General features: G+C 45.0%; 9 protein-coding genes. 1 reads left to right on the forward strand and 8 read right to left on the reverse strand.

The features are described 5' to 3' along the window. Positions 1–82 precede the first annotated feature (82 nt). Positions 83–2743, forward strand: a complete 2661-nt coding sequence (locus EWM62_RS16405; RefSeq protein WP_129877762.1) for a glycoside hydrolase family 2 protein — start codon at positions 83–85, stop codon at positions 2741–2743. An 8-nt stretch (positions 2744–2751) separates the two neighbouring features. Here EWM62_RS16405 and EWM62_RS16410 read toward each other — a convergent pair whose 3' ends face one another. The 8 genes from EWM62_RS16410 to EWM62_RS16445 form a co-directional block, all read right to left on the reverse strand. Continuing rightward, a complete protein-coding gene (locus EWM62_RS16410) occupies positions 2752–3786 on the reverse strand; it encodes a substrate-binding domain-containing protein (protein ID WP_129877763.1) in 1035 nt (344 codons plus the stop codon). A gap of 123 nt (positions 3787–3909) precedes the next feature. After that, a complete protein-coding gene (locus EWM62_RS16415; RefSeq protein WP_129877764.1) occupies positions 3910–5133 on the reverse strand; it encodes a sugar MFS transporter in 1224 nt (407 codons plus the stop codon). 109 nt (positions 5134–5242) lie between these two features. Continuing rightward, positions 5243–7519, reverse strand: a complete 2277-nt coding sequence (locus tag EWM62_RS16420; RefSeq protein ID WP_129877765.1) for a GH92 family glycosyl hydrolase — start codon at positions 7517–7519, stop codon at positions 5243–5245. Between the two features lie 110 nt (positions 7520–7629). Further along, entirely contained in the window at positions 7630–8292 is a 663-nt protein-coding gene (locus EWM62_RS16425) for an SGNH/GDSL hydrolase family protein (protein ID WP_129877766.1), read from the reverse strand. A gap of 81 nt (positions 8293–8373) precedes the next feature. Beyond that, positions 8374–9552 carry a DUF4185 domain-containing protein gene (locus EWM62_RS16430; protein ID WP_129877767.1) on the reverse strand — a complete coding sequence of 393 codons (1179 nt, stop codon included), beginning with the start codon at positions 9550–9552 and terminating at the stop codon, positions 8374–8376. 25 nt (positions 9553–9577) lie between these two features. Then, entirely contained in the window at positions 9578–10744 is a 1167-nt protein-coding gene (locus tag EWM62_RS16435) for a prolipoprotein diacylglyceryl transferase (RefSeq protein ID WP_129877768.1), read from the reverse strand. A 114-nt stretch (positions 10745–10858) separates the two neighbouring features. Continuing rightward, positions 10859–13975: a SusC/RagA family TonB-linked outer membrane protein gene (locus tag EWM62_RS16440; protein ID WP_129877769.1), complete on the reverse strand. Its 3117-nt coding sequence runs from the start codon at positions 13973–13975 to the stop codon at positions 10859–10861. A gap of 38 nt (positions 13976–14013) precedes the next feature. Then, positions 14014–15720 (reverse strand): RagB/SusD family nutrient uptake outer membrane protein, encoded by a 1707-nt coding sequence (locus tag EWM62_RS16445; protein WP_129877770.1) that lies wholly within the window; start codon positions 15718–15720, stop codon positions 14014–14016. Position 15721: the final 1 nt, after the last annotated feature.

Below are 15721 nucleotides of genomic sequence, written 5' to 3' on the forward strand. Positions count from 1 at the left end.
TAAATTATGTCGCAATATAATAAATAGTTGTTAAATCGATTTAGCAAATTTTTTATAAATTGCACGCCGAAATAAAAACCGCATGCGCTCTACTTTTAAATTAACCTTAAGCATAGTGCTTTTACTGGTATTGCAAACCATAACAAAAGCACAATCCATAAAATTAAACTGGAAGCTGTTCCCGCAGAATGATAGCTTATATACTGTAAAGCAATTATCCTCCCCAGGATTCAGGACCAGCAATTGGATAGATGCCGTTGTGCCGGGCACTGTGTTTTATGCATATGTTAAGGCTGGTAAGGAAAAGGATCCCGATAATGCTGATAATATTTACAAGGTTGATAAATCAAAATACAATAAACCCTATTGGTACCGTACAACGTTTTTGTCTTCATCTTTTAAACCCGGCAAAACCATATGGCTCAATTTTAACGGTATACACAAACGGGGCGAGATCTATATAAACGGGCAGCATATAGGTACTATAAAGGGTATTGTAGAACGGGGCATTTATGATGTTACTAAATACCTGAATAAAAAAGCGCCAAACGTAATTTTGGTTTTGGTTGTACCGCCACGTAACGATCCTGAGCATAACCACCCCCTTGCCAACTGGGAAAGCCCAACCTACATACCCAGCGGGAGCTGGGATTGGATGCCCGCCGTACCCGGCTTAAACAGCGGAATTACCGATACTGTTAGCTTAACGGCTACCGGCCCCGTGGCGCTTCAGGACCCATCGGTACGCACCCATTTGCAGAACTTAAAAGCGGCAGACCTGACGGTGAGTGTTGATCTTAAAAATGCCTCCTCCAAACCGGTGAGCGGGATAGTGAAATTCATGATCAACCCCGGCAACATCACGGTAACCGGCCCTAAAATAACTTTGAAAGCCAGCAGCATGGAGACCGTGACTTATAGCAGCGAGCAGTTTCCGCAGCTGCATATTGATAACCCCAGGTTATGGTGGCCAAACGGCTACGGCGGCAAAGCCGACGGAACGCAGAACCTTTATACCTGCAGCGTTAGGTTTGATGCCGATGGCAGCGGCGTATCCGACAAGGCGACTAAAACCTTCGGGATAAGAAAGGTTACTGCCGATACAACATCGGTGAACGGGCCATTGCGGGTGTATGTTAACGATGTGCCGATACTTTTAAAAGGCGGTAACTGGGGCATGAGCGACTACATGCTTAAAGCACGAGGCAAGGATTACGAGACCCGCATCCGCTTTCACCAGGACATGAATTTTAATATCATCCGCAACTGGACCGGCGAAGTTACCGACGAGGCCTTTTATAACTACTGCGACAAGTACGGCATAATGGTTTGGGACGACTTTTGGCTGAACAATTTTGGCCAGATTGACAGCCTGGGTATTTTTAAAAGCAATGTCATTGAAAAGGTTAAAAAATTCAGGCACCACCCGTCCATAGTAATTTGGTGCGGCGCTAACGAGGGCGTGCCTGGTGGCAACCCCAACGGGCCGTTAAATAATACCATTAAGGCGGCCATTAAAGATAACGACAGTGATGACAAGCTGTACCTTGCCCGTTCAAATGCCGGCGAAACCAATCCGAATTTCTCCATTCATGGCGGCAGCCACATGCTATCGGGCAGCGGCCTTTGGAGCAACGCCGACCCTAAAACGTACTTTACCGATCCGCATAACGGGTATCTTTTCTCGAAAGACTCGTATGGCATGCGCAGCGAACTGGGCACCGCTACTTTTGTGAACGTGGAAAGCTTTAAAAAATTTATGCCGAAGGGTTATTGGGTTGCGCCTACCCCTGCTGCGGTGAACAGTAAAACCAATATGTGGGCGATGCACTATTTTAGTACAGATGGCGCCCTGGGAGGAGGAGCCAACCCTGTTACATACATCAACAGCGTTAACAACAGCTATGGCAAGGTAATATCGTTGGAAGATTTTTGCAAAAAAGCCCAGATGCTGAATGTGGAAACCATGAAAGCCATGTACGAATCGTGGAACGACCACATGTGGAAGGATGCCACCGGGATGCTGATATGGATGAGCCAGTCGGCTTACCCATCTATGATATGGCAGACATACGATTACTACTACGACCTTACCGGTGCTTATTTCGGCGCGAAAACGGCTTGCGAGCCGCTCCACATTCAATGGAATGTTGCCACAAATTCTGTTAAGGTAATTAACAACAAACCCTACGGTATAAAGGGCTTGCGCGCCGAAGCATTTGTTTACAATATGGATGGCAAAGCAGTACCCGAGTACAATATTTCAAAAACGCTAAACGTAGAGCCTACATCGGCTACCGAAGCTTTTATCGCGTTTAGTAATAATAACAAACAGCTGTTATCGGGTGTGCATTTCCTGAAACTCAAGCTTATCAACAAAGCCGGGCAATTGGTGTCTGAAAACTTTTATTGGATAGGTAATACCTATCTTGATTATACCGCCTTAAATAAAATGCCACATATTGGTACAAGCCTGGTTCAAAGCAAGGTTAAAGTATCTAATGCTAAAAACAGTGTTAATAAATTGCTTCAGTATAAGATCGTTAATAAATCAAAAACTACCGCTGCATTTGGTATCAGGGCGCAATTGGTAGATAAAAAGGGCAATCAGCTTTTACCTGCCATTTATAGCGATGGTTATTTTTCCCTGATGCAGGGCGAGGCAAAAACGTTTGAGGTAGAAATAGACCCCAAATTACTTACCAGGGGATATAAGTTGCAATTGAAGGCGTACAATAACTAAGTAGCGAGCTATTTAGCCACTGCCTTTTCGGCTTTTTTGGATGATCCCCGGATGTTGAAGTCAGTTTTAAGGATGATGGACTGAGAGCTAATGTGCTGGGATGAAGTGTTGAGTTTATTCAGCAATACCGTTATCACGCTATCTGCTATCGCCTCAATGGGCTGTGCTATCGCGCTAACCGGCGGTGAAAAAAGCTTGAAAACATCGTAATCATCAAAAGACACCAGCGCAAGATCATTTGGAACGGTTAGTCCAAGGCTATTAATTACCTTTAAGCCACAGGTGCCTACGTGATTGGTGCCAAAAAATACGGCGTCAAGGTTTTTATGTTTTTTGAGGAAAGCGCTTAGCGGCGCCATAATAAGTTCTTCGTCCTGGCTAAATACAATTTCCTGAATAAAGGGCTTTAAACCGTTCTCATCTAACGCGTTTTTATACCCTTGCAAACGCGCCTGCATTTGTGTTTGGTTTGATGCGAAAGTTATATATGCTATGTTTTTATACCCTTGCTGTACCAGGTGCATGGTAGCATTATAGGTACTGAAAAGATTATCTATTTCAACAAAATCGGTGTTTACTTTTGGCAGGTGCCTGTCAAACAGCACCACGGGCATACCGTCCTTTATCAGGGAGCTGATATCATCCTCAATGCCCTCGGGCGGGGCAATAATGTAACCGTCAACGTGCCTGTCGCGGAACATGCTGATCAGTTCGCGGGTTTTCTGCGTGTCGTTGTCAGTACTACAGTAAATAATTTTGTAGCCGTTTTTATAGGCACGGTCCTCTATCAGCCGGGCAATGGATGCAAAAAATGGGTTGGATATATCCTCTACCATCAGCCCTATAATGTTTGATTTACCCGTACGCAGGCTTTTAGCCAACGAGTTTGGCTTGTAACCTACTTCATCCACAAACTTCTGTACACGCTCAACCAGGTCCTTTCCTATCCTTTTCTCTTGCGCGCGGCCGTTCAGGATAAATGAAATTGTGGTTTTTGATACGTTTAGGTGGTTGGCAATATCAACAATAGAGAGTTTTTTCACGTGCTGTTTTAGTAATCAAATATAAATATAGTTAATAAAAATAGCATCTAATTATCATTAAATCGATTTAACAATAATTCGGGCTGAAATTTTAGCGCCATGGATACTGATAGATCATAATGCTTAAACGCTGCTCTTATTAAGTCGTTTGTAAGTTAACCCAAATACGAAGATGACCGCATAACAAATTATTGGCAGGTAGTAAGCCGTTGCCACATTGTGGTTGGCTATTTGCCCCATCAATAACGGGAATAAACCGCCGCCAACAACCCCCATTACTATGAATGATGATGCCTGCTGCGTTTGCTTACCCATATTTTTTAAACCCAGGCTAAATATGGTAGGAAACATGATACTGAAAAAGAAATTAATAAATAGTAAGGCAATAAAAGATGGCCAGCCATACCCCTGGGCCACAATAAGGCACATTACCATATTGCACAATGCAAAAGCCGCCAGCAGTTTACTGGGCGCAATATATCGCATCAGGAAGGTACCCGCAAAGCGACCGATCATCATCATTACCATACTTAACGAAAAAAAGTAGCCTGCCTTACCATCACTAAAATGCATGATATCGTGGCCGTAATTGATAAAGAACGCCCAGGTACCGCCTTGTGCGGCCACATTAAATAGCTGCGCCACAACCGCAAAAACAAAATGCTTGTGCTGAAAAAGCTTTTTATCCGCATGAGGCACCTCGGTTGGCGAATAAGAATCGGGCGAAACGCTATGAGGGTCTACCAATGCCGGAACTTTCACAAAAGAAAACGCCAGTGCTATTACCGCGATAACCGCTCCGATAACAATGTAAAGGTGTTTTACCGAAACAAGGTCCTGCTCCTGGCCAAAAATAAAATAGCTTCCGATGATAGGCCCGATAATACCCCCAACACCATTGAACGCCTGCGAAAAATTGATGCGCTGGTCGCTTGTACGCTGGTCGCCCAGGGATGCTACAAACGGATGGGCCACGGTTTCTAATGTTGCCATACCGCAGGCAAGGATAAATAAAGCGATCCTGAAAAAAGTAAACGATTGGGCATCAGCAGCCGGGATAAATAAAAATGCGCCCGCCGAGTAAAGCAGCAAGCCAAGCAACACGCCGTTTTTATACCCAAATCTCTTCATGAACAACCCCGCCGGGATGCCCATAACAAAGTATGCGCCAAATATGGAGAACTGCACATATGCCGATCGCGCCTTGCTTACATGCAAAACGTTCTGAAAATGCCGGTTTAACACATCGCCAAGTGTCATAGATATGCCCCACATTAAAAACAACGAGGTTACAAATATGAGTACTAACATGTACCTGCTTTCGGTAAACTTTGGCTTATCGTGCATTGGGCGATGGCTTAATTCAAGTTTAATTGGTTCTGTAAATTAAATCAAATCTTTACATCAACCAAAAGCTTATTGTTAAATTTTGGTCCGAAAGGTACGCGTATCAACACTAATCGGCCTTTGATAGCGAAAACGGTTTATCCTCAGCTGCCAAACCACGGGTTAAATTAGGCTTGTCGCCCATCTCCAGATGCAGGGTGCCGCCGTTCATGATATCAGTATGGCTTATCCAATTGTGCGTATAAGGTTTACCATTAAGCGTAGCCGACTGGATGTAAACATTCTGCTTGCTGTTGTTATTAGTCTCTACAATAAATTTATTACCGTTTTCGAGGGTAATGGTCATTTTGCTGAACAGCGGGCTGCCAATTACATATTGATCTGTACCGGGGCATACGCTGTAAAATCCGGCGGCGCTCAATACAAACCACGATGACATCTGCCCTTCGTCCTCGTCACCGGGGTAGCCGTTCTCTGTCGCGTTATACATTTTGTCCATTACTTCGCGCAGGTGCTGCTGGGCTTTCCAGGGCTGGCCGGCGTAGTTGTACATATACAGCATATGGTGGATAGGCTCGTTACCCTGTGCAAACTGGCCCATTTTAAAGGCCGCCATTTCGGTCATTTCGTGGATCACAGCACCGTATCCGCCAACCTTGATCGTACCCGGCTCGGTAAACACCGAATCCATCTTGGCCGTGAAATTTTTATCGCCGCCCATTAAGTTTATAAGCCCCTGCGTATCATGGAAAACCGACCACGTCCAGTGCCATGCATTGCCTTCGGTATATGGCCCGCCCCAATCCATCGGGTCGAAGGGCTCTATCCAGTTCCCCTTAGCATCTTTAGCGCGCATAAACTTTGTACCGGGATCGAAAAGGTTTTTATAGTTATACATTTGGCGGGCAAATACGTTCTCGTAGTATTTATTGCCGGTTGCCTTTGCCAGTTGATAGGCGCAAAAATCGTCGTAGGCAAACTCTAACGTCCAGGCAGTGGCTCCTTCTGTTTGTTTGGAGTAAGGCACATAGCCATCGGCAAAGTATTCTTTCCAGCCGGGGCGGCCGTTGGCGCTGCCCCATGGGCCTTTGTTTGTGGCCTCGTGATAATAAGCTTCAAGCGCCTGTTTCGGGTCAAATGTACGGATGCCCTTCATCCAGGCATCTGCCAGCAGGGAAATGGAGTGGTTACCCAGCATCCCGCCCGTTTCGCCAGGGAACGACCAGGCCGGCAGCCAGCCGCATTGTTTTTGCGCATCCAGCAGCGCCTGCACCAGTTGCCCCTCCATTTTGGGATGCATAATAGTATTCAGCGGGAACTGCGCCCTGAAGGTATCCCAAAATCCGTTATCGGTGTACATGTAACCATCGTGCAGTTTCCCGTCGTAAGGGCTGTAGTAATAAGGTTTACCTTCTTTATTATATTCAAAAAACTGGTGCGAGAAAAGATTTGCATGATAAAGGCACGAATAAAAAGTGGCTTTCTCTTCTTCGGTACCACCTTCTACCGCCATGCGACCAAGCAGGGTATTCCAAACCTTATCGGCAGCTTTGCGGGTATCGTTAAATGACCTGTATTTACCCAGCTCGGCTTGCAGCGTTACTTGGGCTTGCTCAGGGCTGATGTATGATGATGCCACCTTTGCCTGCACTGTTTCACCATCCTTAAACCTGATATAAGCCCCGGCGCCCTCGCCTTCGGCCTGTTTATTTTTAGCGCTCCGGCTGTTCTTTTTATTTTCCCAGGTGCCATAGTCGGCAAATGGTTTATCAAATGTGATAACGAAATAATTTTTAAAGTTTTGCGGTGCCCAGCGGCAGTTATTTACATAACCGGTTATTGTGCGTGTAGCCGGGTCTATTTTAACCCCGCTCATTTTTGTGTAGCCATCCAGCACCAGGTACGAGCCCTTCCCTTTCGGGAAGCTGAAACGCAGGTGTGCACCGCGCTCAGTAGGGCTCATTTCTGTTTTGATACCGTTATCAAACTTAACGCTGTAGTAGCTTGGCTGGGCTATCTCGTTATCATGGCTGAAGGTTGATGCCCGCTCATCTTCGTTCACTACCAACTTACCTGTTACCGGCATCAACGAAAACACGGCGTAGTCGTTCACCCATGAACTGCACTGATGCGATTGCTGAAACCCCCTTATCTTTTTCTCGAAGTACTGGTACTTCCACCCATCGCCATTTTTGCCGGTTTGGGGTGTCCAGGTGTTCATACCAAAAGGCAGTGCGGTAGCCGGGTAGGTATTACCGTACGAAAATTCGTATTTAGTGTTGGTGCCCTGGCGCGTATTCACATATTTAACCAGGTTGGCATGCTGGGCTTTTAAGGCACCTGCCGTAAACAATGCAACAACAAAAAAAAGTAGAGGCCTTTTCATATAATTTCCGGGGGTGTAATAATGCTTTTGTTAGGTTTTGATCTTAAAAAAAGGAGGCGCCACCGCCTCCTTCTAACCAATCAAACCCGATATATAATTAACCAAATCTGCTATTTAATAAGGGCTGCGTAAAACTCGTCGGCAACTAACTTGTTGCCGGCTGCATTTAAGTGCACCCCATCTACCGTAAGGATATCCCTATCCTTGTTCTGCGGATTATTCTTTAACCCATACTCGTGAAATAATTTTCTGAAATCAACCAGCCCGCAGTTGCTTTGCGCGGCAAGATCGCGGATGATTTGCGAATGTTTGTTCAGATCGCCATCCAGTTCGTTACTGTAGTCGGTTTTTTCGCCAACGCTTGCCGGTGTGCAAATGGTAACTTTGATGCCCTTTGCCTGAAACTTTTTGATAAGCGCTGTATAAAATTTGCCAAATTTATCCCAATCGGTACCGGTACCAAACATGCGTTTGTGCCATACATCGTTCACACCCACCCAAATAACTACTACATCGGGGTTTTTGGCCAGCACATCTTCTTCGTAACGCAGGTATAGGTCGTAGATCTTGTTTCCGCCTATGCCGGCACCTGCTACTTCATAATTGCCCGCCTTATTATTATCCTTCAGCTTTTGCTGAAATAAAGTGATGTAACCATCGGGCCGTACGCCGTATTCGGTAATAGAATCGCCAAAGAAAACGATCTTAACAGGCTTTTGGGTTTGGAAGCTGCACATAACTACAACTATCGCAAGCATAAAAAACTTTTTCATTTAAAAATGATTATCAGGTAATGCTAAATTGATTTAGCTAATGTATATAATATTTTTAAAGTAACAAATTATACTTTATAATTATTGGAATTTAACACGGATAAATCGCGGGCGGTATAAGTTGGGGTGCACTTTCAGGTCTTTTATAAACTCAAGTGAGTTAATGTTATAGCTGATAAGCAACTCGCCGGGTTTAGATAGCGTGGGGTGCGCCTTGGCATTGTAAACCACAAAGGTTTTTTCTGTAAGGTCAGCTTTGCAATCCCATAACTTTATTACCGGACCAAACGGGCCTATCGGGCTTGCACCTATGCGCATCCCCACGGTTGTGCTCATGCCGCCGTGTTGAAAAACCAATGCATAACGGCCATCCGGTAAAGCCGACAGGCTTAATTCATTAGATACCCCCGTAGTAACTGTCGCGGCTTTATTGATATCGCCGATCCATGAGTTACCGTCCCAAAAAGTCCATTTCTTAAAATCTTCAAAATCGACCGGAAGAACGCGCGCTACCGACAGGTTTTTAGCCATACCTGTAACGCCGTACACGTAGATATATCCATCGGGCTTTGGTGCGCCTGCACCTTTGGTATTTACGTATATGCCGGCCCCAAAAGAGCCTATTTCGTTTTTTCCATCGGTTAAATAAAGAGGCGTATCCATTTGTTTGGCATCTTTATATGGCGGCTGGTCGCCCGGCGCTAATTTAATAAGCGTGTTCCCTACTTCCCTAAAGCCAAAAGGCCCGCTGCCTACATTTCGTACACGGTAACCAAATATATAAGTGGCCTTATTGGCCTGGTTTACAAAACCATCGCCCAGCCAATAGTAATCGCTGCTATCTGCTTTAGGGGTTGCCGGGATAAAAAGGGATTCGGCTTCACCCTTTTTATCGGTATCCCAGTAAAATTTTATTTGGGCTGCAATTGGCTTGTTGCCGTTTAGTACCGCTACCGCGTTATGGATCATTTTAAAACCGGGCGCCATAGTGTTGTCGCGGATCTCGCCTATCATGCTATCGCTGAATATGAAAAGGGTTTTAATATGTGGGCCTGATGGCTTGCTTTCTACCCCGTTTAAGGGTATAGTGTATATGCCGTCACCGCCGAACCAGCCGGTACTGCGTTTCAATAAAGCCGACCACTCGGGCGCTTCTTCTACAGTAAATTTAAGATCGGTTAGGTTTACAGATTTAGTTTGTGCGATGCTTTGGGACAACGCGGTGCAAATGTACAGACAAACAAGCGTAAGCCTTTTCATAAGGATCTAATCAATTAAATATAGTTTATGCAGGTTTACGGACAGGCTTAAAGCGTTTATAAGTAATGATAGCTATCCCAATAACACCACCAAGCAACATCAGGCCACCAATTAATTCTGCTTGTGTAAATGTAATACCTAAAAACCTGTAATTAAAATTTATGCGGATATGTTCTATTAAAAACCGCTCGCCGCCATTAAGGATAAGGTAAATACAAAACATTAGCCCCGGTATCTTTATTTTTTTACGGAAGGCCCACATCAACCCGAAAAACCCTATACAAAGCACCAACTCATAAAAAGATGTGGGATAAACGCCTTTTACAAGCTGGTTACAATAATTGCCATTACAGCCGGGTATAGGTACGCCTGCATTTATTGCGTTATGCGGATATTTAAAACTCCACATCCAATCGGGTACCCAGCTAAGCCAGTGGGGTTTGGCATTGTTGTTAATTATTCCCCAATCGCCATCGCCTGCCAGTTGGCAGCCTATACGGCCAATACCGTAGGCCAGCATCATACCGGGCGAGCCGATATCTGCCAGGTGTACCTGCTTCATCCCGTGGCGATAACCAATGTACAAATAAGTAAGAGCGCCAAATATTAACCCACCATAATATGCAAACCCGTTTGCCGAAAACAGTACCCCCACAGGGTTGTACCAAAACTGGCTTATATGGTCGGCTATATCAAAAAATTTAGCGCCAATAAACCCAAAAAAACCTACGCTGAATACGATGAGCCCCATCAATTGGTAAGGGTGCCGGGTTTGTTCAACCACTTTTGGTTTGGCTAACTGATGGCGTTTTTTATCTACATAAACCCATATTGCAAAGCCCGTTCCTGCTATTAAGCCCGCAATAAGGTTGCCATGGAGCGAAAGAATAAATCCGCGCGGGTTAACAGCAAAGCTATTGTAATTAAAAAGCGCTCCTAAAACTTTAAAACCGAAGGCAAAACCCAACAGGAAATTTACCCCCATATCTAACACAGAAGCAGGTGTCCCTAAAACAACCGTGCGTTTAAAAGCATGAATCTTGCTATTGGCTTCGTACCTTTTAAACTCCGAACTAAATACGATATAAGCTAACAAAAACGATAAGGCCACAAAAAACCCGAAGGTTTGTATGGGGAACAAAAACCGGGCATTGAACAGGTATTCAAACAGATCGCCGATAGTTGGAAACATATTGCTAATGTATAAAATACCCGTTAAATTCTGGTTGCACAGTGCCGGGCACCGGGGGTTGGAAAACAGGGACCAAACACTTTTAGATGCTGATCCCTGTTTGTATAAATCAGGCTAAAATCCCAACTGGATACCAAGGTTTATCACACGCTGGTTAATGTAGGCATCGCCCGCGGTGTTGGTCGAGATCTCGGGGTCCTGTTGATATTTATTATAGTTATCCCAGGTAAACAAGTTATAAGCACTCATATAGACCCTGGCGTTGTTGATCTTGAAAGGCAGTAGTTTGTTGGGCAGCTGATAGCCTATATCAATGGTTTTTAAGCGGATGTAGTATGCGTTAACCAACCAGTAATCGCTGAAGTAAGAGGTTGGGCTGTTAACCGATGTTGGGTTGAAACCTAACCTTGGAAAGTTTGCTGTAGTAGCTGTTGCAGGGGTCCATCTTTCCTGGTGAATAGGCTGAAACTGGCTCTGGAACGGCTCGATACCGGTACCCAATACCGCGAAGCTGTAGTTAAATGATCCCTGAAATAACACACTAACACTAAACCCTTTATAAACAGCCTGCAACGAAAGGCCCAGCGTAGTGTTTGGCAGGTTTGGATTACCTATAGCCCGTTTATCAAACACGTTGATCACACCATCGCCATTAAGGTCCTGGTAACGCAGGTCGCCGGGTTGTAAAGGGATACCGTTATCCGGCAAGGCAACCGGGTTACCTACATTTGAACCTTCGTGTGCATCCCTATAAGTAGTAATAGCGGCGATATCGTTAGCTGTATAATAGCCCAGGAAGTGATAACCATATTGCTGCCCTATAGAATAACCTGTTTCTGCCAGCCATGGATAAGCAGGGGCGGCTTCGTCTTTAAACAATATTTTGTTTTTAGCATACGAGAAAACCAGGCCGGTGTTGTACTGGAAGTCGCCGATGTTGCCATGATAGCTAATCTGCCCGTCGAAACCCTGGTTCTGGGTTTTACCAATATTAACAGCAGGCAGGTCGACACCCAATATTAAAGGTACACTGCCGGGTTTAATCAGCTGTTTATCCCGTACATCGTGAAAATAATCAAACGTTACCGATATCTTATCGTTAAACAAGTTCATATCCAATCCGATATCTAACTTGCGCGCGCGTTCCCAAACCACAAAAGGGTTGCCCAGCGCACCTTCGTAAATGGTAACATACTCCTGCTGCGACTGGCCGAAATTGTAGCCTCCGCCATTGTTATAAACCTGGTTATATACATAACGGTTACCGGGGGCAGCATCAGAACCCACCAAGCCGTAACTGGCCCTCAATTTAAACAGGCTGAATATAGGCAACGCCTTTGAAAAGAAATCTTCTTTTGCCAGGTTGTAGCCCACACTCACTGCCGGGAACACCCCAAAACGATGGTCGGCTGCAAAACGGTCGGTACCGTTATAAGCTACGTTAAAGTCTATCAGGTATTTTTGCTTATAATCGTACCCCACTTTACCGGATACCCCCCTGAATTTTTGCGGCACTCCAACCAGGTCTGCCGACAGCAGGTTGGCCGCATACAAGGTATTTGCTGTTTGATTGAACAGTACCATGCCCGAAAAATGATGAGCGGCACTGAAGGTGCGGTCGTAGTTAAGAAATACCTGTAAGTTGTAATTATTGGTGTTGATATCGGTATTACCCGTTAACCCGTAGTTTTGATAAACATAAGTTGCACCAGGGCGAAGCGAATACTGACCTGTTACAGCATCGTAGTGATACGCCGGGATACCTTCGTTAAATATCTGTTTGGTGTATTGCTCTGTGCTTGAGTAAGCAATGCGGCCTGTTAACGATAGCCCGTTGGTTAGTGCATCCAGTTTTTGGGTGGCCCCAAACAGGAAGTTAAAATCAGTTCGGCGCGAGTGCTGGTAACCACCCGTGGCCAGCCTTGCATTCAGCGTAGGCAGGTGATCGGGGTTAAACGATGAATAAGCATAGCTATATGAACCGTTGGGGTTTAAATAGGGTGCTGTGAATGGGGTTTCTTTGGTGAAATTGTACACTTCGCCAACCGCGTTTTGATTATACGGTTGGTTAAGGTCAGAAAAACGCGTGGTGACATCTAAACGCAGGTCGAGTGTTTTATTCACCTTCAGATCGAGGTTAGACCGAAAGTTATACCTGCGGAAGTAGTAGTTGGTGTTCACTAAACTTTGCGGGTCGGCAAAATCACGTACCAGGCCATTTTGATTTAACGCACCGCCTGATATAAAATATTTTAAAGCGTTAGACCCGCCCGAGATATCTAAATTAGCATTTGCCTGGTAGCTTTGCTTTTTAAAGATCTTATCGTACCAGTTCACATTAGGATGGCCGTATGGGTCATCATTATTTTTAAAATGATCGAGATCTGACTGACTGAAGGATTGCTGAAGGCCATCATTCACCTGTGCCTCGTTTATCAGCAAAGCAGCGTTATACGAATCCAGAAATTGTGGTGTTTTGGTTGGCTGCTGCATACCCGCCTCTACCCTTACATTAACTTTTGGGGTACCGGCTTTACCACGCCTGGTAGTTACTACAAGTACGCCATTGGCACCCTTAATACCATAAACAGCGGTGGTAGATGCATCTTTAAGGATCGAAATGCTTTCAATTTCGTTTACGTTTATTTGCTGTAACTGGTCATAACTGTATTCAATATCATCTACAATTATCAGCGGCTGGTTGCCTGCCGGGTTTAACGAACTTACCCCGCGAATGTAAAAGTCTGATGCATCCTTACCCGGCTGGCCCGATCCCTGTTGCGAAAAGAACCCCGGTAATTTACCGGTAAGCGCGTTTTGCACGTTTGCTGTTGGTACAGTACGGATATCGCTTGCCGAGATAGAGCTAACCGCCCCGGTGTTGGTGATACGTTTACGTGTACCATATGCAACTACCGATACCTCGTCCAAACCGTTGGTACTTGTTTGCATGATAATATCAAGCGCTTTGTCGCTTACTCTCACTTCCTGGTTTACGTATCCTATAAACCGTAATATAATCGTGTTCGACTGGCCTTTTAAGGTAAGTGTAAATTTACCATTCACGTCAGATATCGTGCCGTTGGTAAGTATGCCTTTTTCTACAACAGATACCCCCGGCAAAACCCCCGCTATATCGCGCACCTTACCGCTTACAGTTGTATTTTGCGCATACAAAGCCATCGGTAGTAACGTAATTATTATTTGAAAGAAAAGTATTATTTTTCTCATAGCTGCTTAATTAATTAGTTTAATTGATCTTCTGGTAATTACCATCCGGGGTTTTGTTTCATATTAGGGTTCTTTTGTACCTCATCGTACGGTATTGGGTATAAATACATTTTTGGTGCATCAAACCTGGTGGTTAATACGTTGGTGGGGTTGTAGCTTATTGCAGATCCTACTTTTGTGATAACCATACCTGTACGCGGCTGGTTCATGGTGGTTTCGGCCAGTTTCCACCGGCGGAGGTCCCAAAAGCGGCTTTCTTCAAATGCCAGCTCTACACGGCGCTCGGTATGTATCACAATACGCATTTCATCCTTTGTCATTCCGGCTTTTAAGCCATATTGGTTACCTGCGCCAGCTTCGATACCTGCGCGTTTACGAATGCTTATTAAAGCGTTGTATACATCAGTAGTTGGCCCTTCAGATTCGTTCAGCGCTTCGGCATAACCCAAAACAAGGTCGGCATAACGCATGATCAGCCAATCGGTACTATGCGAGCTGTAAGCATTGGCATCTTCAAAATTGCCCATAAACTTGCGCATGTAATAGCTTGTTTTTGTTTGCTGCAGCGTACCGTTTGGTTTGCTTTGGCCGCCTTCAAAAGTTTGTATTTCGCTGTTTAACCATTGTGCACCATTATAAATAATGGTGTAGGTAAGCCTTGGGTCGCGTTTAACATAGGGTTTTTCGTTATCGTAGCCTGATGCGGGGTCAGTAATTGGCAGCCCGTTTGCCATCGGGAATGCATCAACTAATTCCTGCGTTGGGCTTGTTTGGCCTTTACCTGTTGCAGCCGTAAAACCTACCGGCCCGTTGTTGGTTTCTACGTTATTGTTGTCGCCACCCTGGCGCATAAATAAAATCTCGGGGTTGTTCTGCGTTAAAAACACATCCTTAAAATTTGGCAGCAGCGAATAGGTGTTCAGATCCATTACAGCTTTTGCAGCAGTAGCGGCGGCAGCCCACCTGGAAGCATCAAAGCTGGTATAACCTGTTAAATTATTGGTTGCTGCTATATTGCCGCCGTTAAACAGCGGGCTTGCAGCATACAGTAATACCCTCGCCTTTAAAGCCATTGCCGAGCCTTTTGTAGGGCGGTGGCTATCTGCATCCGGGTCGCTTATCGGGTATACCAATAGCGAGTCTTTTATGGCATCGCACTCGCTTACTATGTATTTTACGCAATCGTCAAAAGAGTTGCGTGGTAAGGCTATATCGTCAGATATGGTGTAAACCCGGTTGCCCATTAACGGTACGCCGCCATAGCGTTTTATCAATTCAAAATAAAACATCGCACGTAAAAAACGGGCTTCGCTTTTCCATACATATTTCATGGAATAGCCATTGTATTTAGCCAGTACCGGCACCACATCTATATTATTTATAAACTCGTTTGCCTGGCGGATGCCTGCGTAATAAGTGCCAAATAAATTCTCATCGCCGGGTAGCGTATACGAGTTGTATGCCGCTGTAGACAGTATGGTAACAACGTTTGATGGGCTGGATGCTGAAGATATGGCATCGTCGCTTGCCGCGTCGAGGTAATCGCCGCCAACACGGTTGTGGCCGTTCCTTAATACAGAATATACACCATACAAATATTTTTGCGCATTAACTCCGGCCGAGTCCCTTGGATCAAAAATTTTATCAAGTGGGACTTTATCTACAGGTATCTGCTCGTATTTTTTGCAACCTGAAATTGCCAGTATCACTGCTATGGCTGCTATAATTATTTTGTAATTTTTCATG

Origin of the sequence: Mucilaginibacter terrigena, from assembly GCF_004168255.1 — a bacterium.
GTDB classification, from domain to species: domain Bacteria; phylum Bacteroidota; class Bacteroidia; order Sphingobacteriales; family Sphingobacteriaceae; genus Mucilaginibacter; species Mucilaginibacter terrigena.

Coding starts and splice junctions, on each gene's coding strand:
- EWM62_RS16405 (WP_129877762.1), top strand. CDS start 83: ATGCGCTCTACTTTTAAATTAACCTTAAGCATAGTGCTTTTACTGGTA.
- EWM62_RS16415 (WP_129877764.1), bottom strand. CDS start 5,133: ATGCACGATAAGCCAAAGTTTACCGAAAGCAGGTACATGTTAGTACTC.
- EWM62_RS16420 (WP_129877765.1), bottom strand. CDS start 7,519: ATGAAAAGGCCTCTACTTTTTTTTGTTGTTGCATTGTTTACGGCAGGT.
- EWM62_RS16425 (WP_129877766.1), bottom strand. CDS start 8,292: ATGAAAAAGTTTTTTATGCTTGCGATAGTTGTAGTTATGTGCAGCTTC.
- EWM62_RS16430 (WP_129877767.1), bottom strand. CDS start 9,552: ATGAAAAGGCTTACGCTTGTTTGTCTGTACATTTGCACCGCGTTGTCC.
- EWM62_RS16435 (WP_129877768.1), bottom strand. CDS start 10,744: ATGTTTCCAACTATCGGCGATCTGTTTGAATACCTGTTCAATGCCCGG.
- EWM62_RS16440 (WP_129877769.1), bottom strand. CDS start 13,975: ATGAGAAAAATAATACTTTTCTTTCAAATAATAATTACGTTACTACCG.
- EWM62_RS16445 (WP_129877770.1), bottom strand. CDS start 15,720: ATGAAAAATTACAAAATAATTATAGCAGCCATAGCAGTGATACTGGCA.